General features: G+C 62.2%; 10 protein-coding genes. 7 read left to right on the top strand and 3 right to left on the bottom strand.

Features of this window, described 5'->3' with window-relative positions:
• Positions 1 to 3: 3 nt before the first annotated feature.
• The 6 genes from PspR32_RS24280 to hisF all read left to right on the top strand — a co-directional run bounded on the left by PspR32_RS24280 (position 4) and on the right by hisF (position 4,999).
• Positions 4 to 1,665: an OFA family MFS transporter gene (locus PspR32_RS24280; RefSeq protein ID WP_100781796.1), complete on the top strand. Its 1,662-nt coding sequence runs from the start codon at positions 4 to 6 to the stop codon at positions 1,663 to 1,665.
• A gap of 196 nt (positions 1,666 to 1,861) precedes the next feature.
• Positions 1,862 to 2,455, top strand: coding sequence for an imidazoleglycerol-phosphate dehydratase HisB (hisB, locus tag PspR32_RS24275; protein ID WP_010221320.1), 594 nt, complete (start codon positions 1,862 to 1,864; stop codon positions 2,453 to 2,455).
• A complete protein-coding gene (gene hisH, locus PspR32_RS24270) occupies positions 2,455 to 3,093 on the top strand; it encodes an imidazole glycerol phosphate synthase subunit HisH (protein ID WP_010221321.1) in 639 nt (212 codons plus the stop codon). The genes hisB and hisH overlap by 1 nt, the downstream gene beginning before the upstream one ends.
• The gene (locus PspR32_RS24265; protein ID WP_010221322.1) at positions 3,093 to 3,353 is read left to right on the top strand and encodes a DUF2164 domain-containing protein; all 261 of its coding nucleotides are present in this window, start codon (positions 3,093 to 3,095) and stop codon (positions 3,351 to 3,353) included. The genes hisH and PspR32_RS24265 overlap by 1 nt, the downstream gene beginning before the upstream one ends.
• Before the next feature lie 42 nt (positions 3,354 to 3,395).
• Positions 3,396 to 4,145, top strand: a complete 750-nt coding sequence (hisA, locus tag PspR32_RS24260) for a 1-(5-phosphoribosyl)-5-[(5-phosphoribosylamino)methylideneamino]imidazole-4-carboxamide isomerase (protein ID WP_010221323.1) — start codon at positions 3,396 to 3,398, stop codon at positions 4,143 to 4,145.
• A gap of 83 nt (positions 4,146 to 4,228) precedes the next feature.
• Positions 4,229 to 4,999, top strand: coding sequence for an imidazole glycerol phosphate synthase subunit HisF (gene hisF / locus PspR32_RS24255; RefSeq protein WP_010221324.1), 771 nt, complete (start codon positions 4,229 to 4,231; stop codon positions 4,997 to 4,999).
• 110 nt (positions 5,000 to 5,109) lie between these two features.
• On the opposite strand, the gene choV is transcribed toward hisF, so the two are convergent.
• The 3 genes from choV to PspR32_RS24240 all read right to left on the bottom strand — a co-directional run bounded on the left by choV (position 5,110) and on the right by PspR32_RS24240 (position 8,147).
• Entirely contained in the window at positions 5,110 to 6,288 is a 1,179-nt protein-coding gene (gene choV, locus PspR32_RS24250; protein ID WP_010221325.1) for a choline ABC transporter ATP-binding protein, read from the bottom strand.
• Positions 6,285 to 7,133: a choline ABC transporter permease subunit gene (choW, locus tag PspR32_RS24245; protein ID WP_174242343.1), complete on the bottom strand. Its 849-nt coding sequence runs from the start codon at positions 7,131 to 7,133 to the stop codon at positions 6,285 to 6,287. The genes choV and choW overlap by 4 nt, the downstream gene beginning before the upstream one ends.
• Before the next feature lie 66 nt (positions 7,134 to 7,199).
• On the bottom strand, positions 7,200 to 8,147 hold the full coding sequence (locus PspR32_RS24240; protein WP_010221327.1) for a choline ABC transporter substrate-binding protein: 948 nt from the start codon (positions 8,145 to 8,147) through the stop codon (positions 7,200 to 7,202).
• Positions 8,148 to 8,595: 448 nt separating this feature from the next.
• Between PspR32_RS24240 and PspR32_RS24235 the strand changes: the two genes are divergently transcribed.
• On the top strand, positions 8,596 to 9,972 hold the full coding sequence (locus tag PspR32_RS24235; protein WP_010221328.1) for an L-serine ammonia-lyase: 1,377 nt from the start codon (positions 8,596 to 8,598) through the stop codon (positions 9,970 to 9,972).
• Positions 9,973 to 10,159 lie beyond the last annotated feature (187 nt).

Below are 10,159 nucleotides of genomic sequence, written 5' to 3'. Positions count from 1 at the left end.
ACAATGAGCAGCAGCATCACGGCCGGAGCCATCGCCAGCGCGCCCGGTTTCCTGTCCAAGGAGCGGATCATTGCCCGCCCGGGTTTCAACCGCTGGCTGGTCCCGCCAGCGGCGCTGGCCATTCATCTGTGCATTGGCATGGCCTACGGGTTTTCGGTGTTCTGGTTGCCGCTGTCGCAGGCCATCGGTATCAATGCGCCGGTCGTGTGCTCGGAGCAGACCCACTTTCTACTGCGTATGTTCACCACCGAGTGTGACTGGCCGATCTCGATGCTCAGCTGGATCTACACGCTGTTCTTTGTCTTCCTCGGCTGTTCGGCGGCCATCTGGGGTGGCTGGCTGGAGCACGCCGGGCCGCGCAAGGCCGGCGTTGTATCGACCCTGTGCTGGTGCGGCGGCCTGCTGATTTCTGCCTTCGGCGTCTATACCCACCAACTGTGGCTGATGTGGCTGGGCTCCGGGGTGATCGGCGGTATTGGCCTGGGGCTTGGCTACATTTCGCCGGTCTCGACCCTGATCAAGTGGTTCCCGGACAAACGCGGCATGGCCACCGGCATGGCGATCATGGGCTTTGGCGGTGGTGCCATGGTCGGTGCGCCGCTGGCGGCAGCGCTGATGAATCACTTCGCCACCCCTGAAGACGTCGGCGTCTGGCAGAGCTTCGTGGTGATGGCGGGGATCTACTTCGTGTTCATGCTCGGCGGCGCCCTGGCCTATCGCGTGCCGCCCACCGGCTGGAAGCCTGAAGGCTGGAGCGCTCCGCTGAAAAAGGCCAACAACGCGATGATCACCCATCGCCATGTACATGTCAGCGTGGCGTGGAAAACCCCGCAGTTTGTGCTGATCTGGCTGGTTTTGTGCCTGAACGTGTCGGCGGGTATCGGTATTCTCGGCATGGCCTCGCCGCTGTTGCAGGAAGTCTTTGCCGGCAAGCTGCTGGGCAGTGACCTCAGCTTCAGCCAGCTCACCGCCGCGCAACTGGGCCAGATCGCCGCGATTGCCGCCGGCTTTACCGGCTTGCTCAGCCTGTTCAACATCGGCGGGCGCTTCTTCTGGGCGTCGTTCTCCGACTACATCGGGCGCAAGAACACCTATTTCGCCTTCTTCGCCCTGGGCGTGGCGTTGTATGCGCTGGTGCCGAACATGGGCCACCTGGGCAACATCGCCCTGTTCGTGGCGGCGTTCTGCATCATCTTGTCGATGTATGGCGGTGGCTTTGCCACGGTGCCGGCGTACCTGGCCGACCTGTTCGGCACGCAGATGGTCGGCGCCATTCACGGCCGCCTGCTGACCGCCTGGGCCGCAGCCGGGGTGCTGGGCCCGGTGCTGATCACCTACCTGCGCGAATATCAGCTGGAGCTGGGCGTGCCGCGGGCGGCGGCCTATGACATTACCCTGTACATCCTTGCCGGGTTGCTGGTGCTGGGCTTTATCTGCAATGGGCTGGTACGGCCGGTGGCCGACAAGTACTTCATGACCGATACCGAGCTCGCCGCCGAACGGGCCTTGAGCCATGACCAGGGCAGCGTCAGCGAGCGCGTGCTGGAGTGGCAGGCGGATCCGGCCAGCAAGCCGCTGGTGCTGGCGGCCTGGTTGGTGGTCGGGGTGCCGCTGGCCTGGGGGATCTGGGTGACGCTGCAGAAGACGGCGGTGTTGTTCAACTAGGTCTGCTGCGCAGACCATCGCCGGCAAGACCGGCTCCCACAGGGTTCACCGATCATTGTGGGAGCTGGCTTTGCCAGCGATGGGCCGCACAGCGGCCCGACTAAATTCCCTGCCGCGCGTCATCTGCGTTTCAAGCCGGGCGCTTCTGGGCCTATAATGATCACCTTTTTCGCCCAATGATTTTGCGGAGCTGGTGATGGTCGAACGTAAGGCTTCCGTCGAGCGCAATACTCTGGAGACCCAGATCAAGGCCTCGATCAACCTGGATGGCAGCGGCAAGGCCCGATTCGATATCGGTGTGCCTTTCCTTGAACATATGCTCGACCAGATCGCCCGGCATGGGCTGATCGACCTCGATATCGAATGCAAGGGCGACCTGCATATCGACGATCACCATACCGTCGAAGACGTCGGTATCACCCTGGGCCAGGCTTTCAGCCAGGCCATCGGCGACAAGAAGGGCATCCGCCGCTACGGCCATGCCTACGTGCCGCTGGACGAAGCGCTGTCGCGGGTGGTCATCGACTTCTCCGGGCGCCCGGGCCTGCAGATGCACGTACCGTATACCCGCGCGTCGGTCGGTGGCTTCGATGTCGACCTGTTCCAGGAGTTCTTCCAGGGCTTCGTCAACCACGCCAACGTCACCCTGCACATCGACAACCTGCGTGGGCACAACACCCACCACCAGATCGAGACCGTGTTCAAGGCCTTCGGCCGCGCGCTGCGCATGGCCATCGAACTGGATGAGCGCATGGCCGGGCAGATGCCATCGACCAAGGGTTGCCTGTAATGCAGACGGTTGCCGTTATCGACTATGGCATGGGTAACCTGCACTCGGTGGCCAAGGCCCTGGAGCACGTGGGGGCCGGCAAGGTCCTGATCACCAGCGACGCCGACGTGATTCGCGAAGCCGACCGCGTGGTGTTCCCGGGTGTTGGCGCGATCCGCGACTGCATGGCTGAAATCCGCCGTCTGGGCTTCGACAGCCTGGTGCGTGAAGTCAGCCAGGACCGTCCGTTTCTTGGCATCTGCGTTGGCATGCAAGCCTTGCTCGATCACAGCGAAGAGAACGACGGCGTCGACTGCATCGGCCTGTTCCCGGGCAATGTGCGCTTCTTCGGCAAAGACCTGCACGAAGACGGCGAGCACCTGAAGGTGCCACACATGGGCTGGAACGAAGTCGTCCAGAGCATCGACCACCCGCTGTGGCACAACATCCCCGACCGTGCGCGCTTCTACTTCGTGCACAGCTACTACATCACCGCCGGCAAGCCGGGCCAGGTGGTTGGTAGCGGTCACTACGGCGTCGACTTTGCCGCAGCGCTGGCCGAAGGCTCGCGCTTTGCCGTGCAGTTCCACCCGGAGAAGAGCCATACCCATGGCTTGCAGCTGCTGCAGAACTTCGCTGCCTGGGACGGGCGCTGGTAATGGGCAAGTCCAGGGCCAAGCCGCCGATCCTCACGCTGGCACCGGAACAGGAACGCGAAGCGCTCGATACCCTCAAGCGCTTTCTCGAAGACCGTTTCGAGCTGCAGCTGGGGTCGTTCGAGGTGGCCGAGGTCCTGGAGCTGTTCACCAAAGAGATTGCCCCGCACTACTACAACAGGGCGATTTTCGATGTGCAGAACCACCTCAAGGAACGGTTCGAGAGCATTGAAAGCGACCTGTGGGCGCTCGAGAAGAACTGACTTTTCGAGCATCACTGTTTACCGAATAGACAGGTTTTGCAGATGCTGATTATCCCCGCTATCGATCTCAAGGACGGTGCTTGCGTACGCCTGCGCCAGGGCCGCATGGAAGACTCCACGGTATTCTCCGATGACCCGGTGAGCATGGCCGCCAAATGGGTTGAAGGGGGCTGCCGCCGCCTGCATCTGGTTGACCTCAATGGCGCCTTCGAAGGCCAGCCGGTCAACGGCGAAGTAGTTACCGCGATTGCCAAGCGCTACCCGACCCTGCCGATCCAGATCGGTGGCGGCATCCGTTCGCTGGAAACCATCGAGCACTACGTCAAGGCCGGCGTCAGCTACGTGATCATCGGTACCAAGGCGGTCAAGGAGCCAGAGTTCGTTGCCGAAGCCTGCCGCGCCTTCCCGGGCAAAGTGATCGTGGGCCTGGATGCCAAAGACGGCTTCGTCGCCACCGACGGCTGGGCTGAAGTCAGCTCGGTGCAGGTCATTGACCTGGCCAAGCGTTTCGAAGCCGACGGCGTCTCGGCCATCGTCTACACCGACATCGCCAAAGACGGCATGATGCAGGGCTGCAACGTGCCGTTCACCGCAGCCCTGGCCGCGGCCACCAAGATCCCGGTAATCGCCTCCGGCGGTATCCACAACCTCGGTGACATCAAGGCCCTGCTTGACGCCAAGGCGCCGGGCATCATCGGTGCGATCACCGGCCGCGCCATTTACGAAGGCACCCTGGATGTCGCCGAGGCACAAGCCTTCTGTGACGCCTATTCGGCTAGCTCCAAGTCGTAAGCTGCAAGCTGCAAGTTAAAAGCGCGACCGAGTCGCTCTTTCTTGCAGCTTGAAGCTTGAAGCTTGCAACTCGAGGACTACCTATGGCTTTAGCCAAACGCATAATTCCCTGCCTCGACGTCGACAACGGCCGGGTGGTCAAGGGCGTCAAGTTCGAGAACATCCGCGATGCCGGTGATCCGGTGGAAATCGCCCGGCGTTACGATGAACAGGGCGCTGACGAGATTACCTTTCTCGACATCACCGCCAGCGTCGATGGCCGCGACACTACCCTGCATACCGTCGAGCGCATGGCCAGCCAGGTGTTCATCCCGCTGACCGTGGGCGGTGGCGTGCGCACCGTGCAGGACATCCGCAACCTGCTCAACGCCGGTGCCGACAAGGTCTCGATCAACACCGCCGCGGTGTTCAACCCGGAGTTCGTTGGCGAAGCCGCCGCGCACTTCGGTTCGCAGTGCATCGTGGTCGCCATCGACGCCAAGAAAGTCTCCGGCCCGGGCGAGACCCCGCGCTGGGAAATCTTCACCCATGGCGGACGCAAGCCGACCGGCCTGGACGCGGTGGAGTGGGCGAAGAAGATGGAAGGCCTGGGTGCCGGCGAAATCCTCCTGACCAGCATGGACCAGGACGGCATGAAGAACGGCTTCGACCTGGGGGTAACCCGGGCGATCAGCGATGCCCTGGGTATTCCGGTGATTGCATCCGGTGGTGTGGGCAACCTGCAGCACCTGGCCGACGGGATTATCGAGGGGCATGCCAGCGCGGTGCTGGCGGCGAGCATCTTCCACTTCGGTGAGTACACGGTGCCAGAGGCCAAGGCGTTCATGGCCAAGCAGGGGATCGTCGTTCGCTGAGGCTTTGTGGGAGCCGGCGTTGCCGGCGATGCTATCAGCGCGGTCTCCTCTGCACCGCGTTGTCTGCATCGCTGGCAACGCCAGCTCCCACAAGTGCCCTGCGATAGCTTTCAGCCCAGGTTCTTGCCCAGCAGCGCGTGGTACAGCTCGCTGTCGCCAAGAATACCCACCACTTTGTTCCCTTCCTGAAGCACCAGCTTGTTGCCGGTCTGGTAACGGATCTGCAGGGCTTCGCGCATGCCGATGCTGGCGCTGACCAGGGTCGGCTTGCGGCCAAGGCCCTCGACTGCTTCACCCGGTGCCCAGTTCTGCAGGTCCATGCCGTTGGCCCCCTGGCGCGCACCCTTGATGGTGTTGCCTTCGGCCAGGTCCAGCCAGGAGTCGCCACCCGGGTCCAGGCATACCGAGCCATTGATGCGCTTGCACTTGTCCAGGGTGCGCATCAGGCTGCGGCCGCACAGCACGTTGAGCGGGTTGGTGTGGGCGACGAAGGTGCGCACATAGTCGTCGGCCGGGTTGAGGACGATTTCCTCCGGCTTGCTGTACTGGATGATCTTGCCGTCTTTCATGATCGCAATGCGGCTGCCGAGCTTGAGCGCCTCGTCCAGATCGTGGCTGACGAAGACGATGGTCTTGTTCAGCTTGTGCTGCAGTTCCAGCAACTCGTCCTGCAGGCCCTGGCGGATCAGTGGGTCGAGGGCCGAGAAGGGCTCGTCCATCAGCAGGATGTCGGCATCCATGGCCAACGCCCGGGCCAGGCCGACCCGCTGCTGCATGCCACCGGAGAGCTCATCAGGCTTCTTGTTGCGCCATTGGGTCAGGCCCACCAGCTCGAGTTTTTCGTCGACCAGCTTGCGCCGTTCCTTCTCCGGGCGGCCCTGCATTTCCAGGCCGAAGCTGATGTTCTCGCGCACCGTCAGCCAGGGCATCAGGGCGAACTTCTGGAACACCATGGCGATGCGCTTGGTGCGCATCATCTTCAGTTCCGCCGGGGTGCAGTGGGCAATGTCGATATGCGAGCCTTCGTGCTCGACGAACAGCTTGCCGCGGCTGACGGTATTGAGGCCGTTGATGCAGCGCAGCAGGCTCGACTTGCCCGAACCGGACAGGCCCATCAATACGCAGATCTCGCCCTTGTTGATGTCCAGGTTGGCTTTCTCGACCCCGACCACCAGGCCGGTCTGCTTCAGGATCTGTTCGCGTGAAAGGCCCTGGTCGAGCAGGCTCAGGGCCTCGCGCGGTCGGCTGGAGAAGATAACGTCTACGTCTTCGAAGCGAATAATGCTCATGCTTCACTCCTTACCGGTACGTCGGGTTGTTTGCAGATACGGTCGAGCATGATCGCCAGCAACACGATCGCCAGACCCGCTTCGAAGCCCAGAGCGATATCGGCAGTGTTCAATGCGTTGACCACAGGTTTGCCCAGGCCATCGGCACCCACCAGCGCGGCAATCACCACCATCGACAGCGACAGCATGATGCATTGGGTGACGCCGGCGGCAATGCTCGGCATGGCGTGAGGCAGTTCGATGCGCGACAGCAGCTGGCGGCGCGAGCAGCCAAAGGCCTTGCCGGCATCGAGCAGTTCCTGGGGCACGTCACAGATACCCAGGTAGGTCAGGCGGATCGGTGCGGCGATGGCGAACACCACCGTCGAGATCAGCCCGGGGACCACGCCAAGCCCGAACAGGGTCAGGGTCGGGATCAGGTAAACGAAGGTAGGTACCGTCTGCATCAGGTCGAGGACCGGGCGCATGGCGGTGTAGAACATCGGCTTGTGTGCGGCGAGGATACCCAGTGGCACGCCGATGGCCACGCAGACCAGGGTGGCGAATAGCACCTGGGCCAGGGTCTCCATGGTTTCCTGCCAGTAGCCAAGGTTGAGGATCAGCAGGAATGACAGTACGCAGAATGCGGTCAGCGCCCATTTGCGCTGGATCAAGTGCGCGATCACTGCAATCAGGCCGATCAGGACGAAGGGATTGAACCAGGTCAGCGCCCCGGTCACACCATGAATCATGTATTCCAGTGCTGCCGCGAAGGCATCGAAGTAGTTGGCGCCGTGTTGCGTCAACCATTCAACGAAGCCTGCGATGTACTGGCCCAGAGGGAGTTTTTCATCGATCAGCATGATAGCGAGCGTCCACCTGCAAAAGTTTGAAGACAGCCTGCGGCGGGGCCAGCCCGCCGCAGGCAGTGCTTACTGCGTGAGTTTGGCTTTGGCTGCCTCCAGGCCAGGCTTGCCGTCAACAGTGGTAACCCCGGCCAGCCAGGTGTCGAGCACCTGCGGGTTCTTCTTCAGCCAGGCCTTGGCTGCAGCGTCGGGTTTCATCTTGTCGTCCAGGACGTTGCCCATCAGGGTGCTTTCCATGTCGAGGGTAAAGGACAGGTTCTTCAGCAACTGGCCGACGTTGCTGCATTCCTGCACATAGCCCTTGCGGGTGTTGGTGAGGACGGTGGCCTTGCCGTATTCGGGGCCGAAGAAGTCATCGCCGCCGTCCAGGTACTTCATCTTGAAGCGGGTGTTCATCGGGTGCGGTTCCCAGCCCAGGAACACCACGGCGGTGTCGCGGCGCTGGGCGCGTTCCACTTGCGAGAGCATGCCGGCCTCGCTGGATTCGACCACCTTGAAGCCGGCGTCCTTGAGGCCGAAGGCGTTCTTGTCGATCATGCTCTGGATGGTGCGGTTGCCGTCGTTGCCCGGCTCGATGCCGTAGATCTTGCCGTCCAGCTCCTTCTTGAACTTGGCAATGTCGGCGAAGCTTTTCAGGCCCTTGTCATACAGCGCCTGGGGCACGGCGAGGGTGTACTTGGCGTTCTCAAGGTTGGCCCGTACGGTTTCCACGGTGCCGGCATCGCGGTACTGCTTGATGTCGTTTTCCATGGTCGGCATCCAGTTGCCGAGGAACACGTCCATGTTCTTGCCATCGGCCAGCGACTTGTAGGTCACCGGTACCGAAATCATCGTGGTCTTGGTCTTGTAGCCCAGCGACTGGAGCACGACGCTGGTGACCGCGGTGGTCACAGTGATGTCGGTCCAGCCGACATCGGAGAAGTTGACGGTGTGACACTGCTCGGGCTCGGCGGCCTGGGCCAGCACCGGCAGACTCAGCACTGCGGCCAGCAATAGCGAGGGTGAACCTTTCATTCGATGGACTCCTGGGTTTTTTTTCGGATGTCCCACGGGACCGCCGTGCTTTATGGTTTGCATTCGGTCGGGCCTGACTATCGGGCGATAGCGGGACGGCTGCCGTGCAATCGAGTCGATACCGATCATCTAACAGCCAAAATCAAACGCCTACAGGGTGCGTCGTATCCAGTACAGACAGGGTCGCATCCAGTGCCGATGAGGTCGTTTACAGATTTATCTCGCCCTGTAAACGCAGTTTCGCTACCTCTGCACCGCAAAAAAACGGCGCACAAGCGCGGCTGACAGCTGGCGGCGTTGCTGGGCAAGAGCGCGTCGGTTGCAGACGTCAGAGGTCCTGGCAAAAGCCTGATGATGCGCGGAATCGGCGGATTGCCGCCTATTTAGCGTAGCAGTTGCGGCGCCCTTGGCTTGGGCTGTGGGGCTGCACATTCAGGAGGTAGGTGGCATGGCCATCAGTGTGTTCGACCTGTTCAAGATCGGCGTTGGCCCATCCAGTTCCCATACCGTCGGGCCCATGCGCGCCGCGGCGTTGTTCGTCCAGGGCCTAAGCCTGCGCGGTGAGTTGGAGCAGGTGCGGCGCATCGAAGTGCGCCTCTACGGTTCGCTGTCGGCCACCGGTATCGGCCATGGCAGCGACAACGCGGTGATCATGGGCCTGATGGGCGAATGGCCAGACGCCATTGACCCAGCGCAGATCGCCCCGCGCATCGCCGCACTGCGCGAAACAGACACCTTGCTGCTCGACGGCCGGCTCGAAGTCGGTTTCGTCTGGGCCCGCGACATGCGGCTGCTCGACGAGAACCTGCCGTACCATCCCAACGCCATGACCCTGATCGCCGAAGGTGCTGCGGGCGAGCTGCACCGTGATACCTATTACTCGGTGGGGGGCGGCTTCGTGGTCGATGCAGCCCAGGCTGCAAGCGGCGTCCTTGATGCCGACAACACCGTATTGCCGTACGATTTCGACAGCGCTGTGGAGCTGCTTGAACTGTGCAAGAAAAACGACCTGCGCGTGTCGCAATTGATGATGGAAAACGAGAAAGTATGGCGCAGCGAAGCTGAGATTCGCGCCGGGCTTTTGAAGCTGTGGCACGCCATGCAGGACTGCGTCGAAAACGGTCTCAAATACGAAGGTATCCTGCCCGGCGGGCTGAATGTGAAGCGTCGGGCCGCCAAGCTGCACCGCAGCCTGCAGGAGCTGAACAAGCCCAACGTGATCGGCTCGACCCTGAGCGCCATGGAGTGGGTCAACCTGTATGCCCTGGCGGTCAACGAAGAGAACGCTGCGGGCGGGCGCATGGTGACGGCGCCGACCAATGGCGCGGCAGGGATCATTCCGGCGGTGCTGCACTACTACATGCGCTTCAGCGACGAAGTCAGTGAAGCCAATGTCGTCGACTTCTTCCTCGGTGCAGCAGCAGTGGGCATCCTGTGCAAGAAGAACGCTTCGATCTCCGGTGCCGAAGTCGGTTGCCAGGGTGAAGTCGGTTCGGCCTGCGCCATGGCCGCTGCCGGCCTTGCGGAAGTGCTTGGCGCCACCCCGGCGCAACTGGAAAACGCTGCCGAGATTGGCCTGGAGCATAACCTGGGGCTGACCTGCGACCCGGTTGGCGGGCTGGTGCAGGTGCCGTGCATCGAGCGCAATGCAATTGCTGCGGTCAAGGCGATCAATGCGGCGCAGATGGCGTTGCGCGGCGACGGCGAGCACTTTATCTCCCTGGACCGGGTGATCCGCACCATGCGCGATACCGGCGCCGACATGCACGACAAGTACAAGGAAACCTCGCGCGGCGGCCTGGCGGTCAGCGCTATCGAATGTTGAAGCGTTGCGGCGGCCTGCGCCGTTTTCGTTCACGTTTGGCCTGCGCGCTGCCTTTTGGCGCGCTGGCCGATCCCTCCCCGGGTCATCGGCTGTTACCCCGGCGCCTGGCGCCTTGGGTGACAGTTGCCCATGTCGTTTCTGGGCATCCTTCACACAAGTGCTACCGAATTGCTCACACGTCCTACAG

It is taken from the genome of Pseudomonas sp. R32, from assembly GCF_009866705.1.
In the GTDB taxonomy this organism is placed as follows: domain Bacteria; phylum Pseudomonadota; class Gammaproteobacteria; order Pseudomonadales; family Pseudomonadaceae; genus Aquipseudomonas; species Aquipseudomonas donghuensis.
This window is presented reverse-complemented; position numbering and strand designations above follow the sequence as displayed.

Coding starts and splice junctions, on each gene's coding strand:
- PspR32_RS24280 (WP_100781796.1), top strand. CDS start 4: ATGAGCAGCAGCATCACGGCCGGAGCCATCGCCAGCGCGCCCGGTTTC.
- hisB (WP_010221320.1), top strand. CDS start 1,862: ATGGTCGAACGTAAGGCTTCCGTCGAGCGCAATACTCTGGAGACCCAG.
- hisH (WP_010221321.1), top strand. CDS start 2,455: ATGCAGACGGTTGCCGTTATCGACTATGGCATGGGTAACCTGCACTCG.
- PspR32_RS24265 (WP_010221322.1), top strand. CDS start 3,093: ATGGGCAAGTCCAGGGCCAAGCCGCCGATCCTCACGCTGGCACCGGAA.
- hisA (WP_010221323.1), top strand. CDS start 3,396: ATGCTGATTATCCCCGCTATCGATCTCAAGGACGGTGCTTGCGTACGC.
- hisF (WP_010221324.1), top strand. CDS start 4,229: ATGGCTTTAGCCAAACGCATAATTCCCTGCCTCGACGTCGACAACGGC.
- choV (WP_010221325.1), bottom strand. CDS start 6,288: ATGAGCATTATTCGCTTCGAAGACGTAGACGTTATCTTCTCCAGCCGA.
- PspR32_RS24240 (WP_010221327.1), bottom strand. CDS start 8,147: ATGAAAGGTTCACCCTCGCTATTGCTGGCCGCAGTGCTGAGTCTGCCG.
- PspR32_RS24235 (WP_010221328.1), top strand. CDS start 8,596: ATGGCCATCAGTGTGTTCGACCTGTTCAAGATCGGCGTTGGCCCATCC.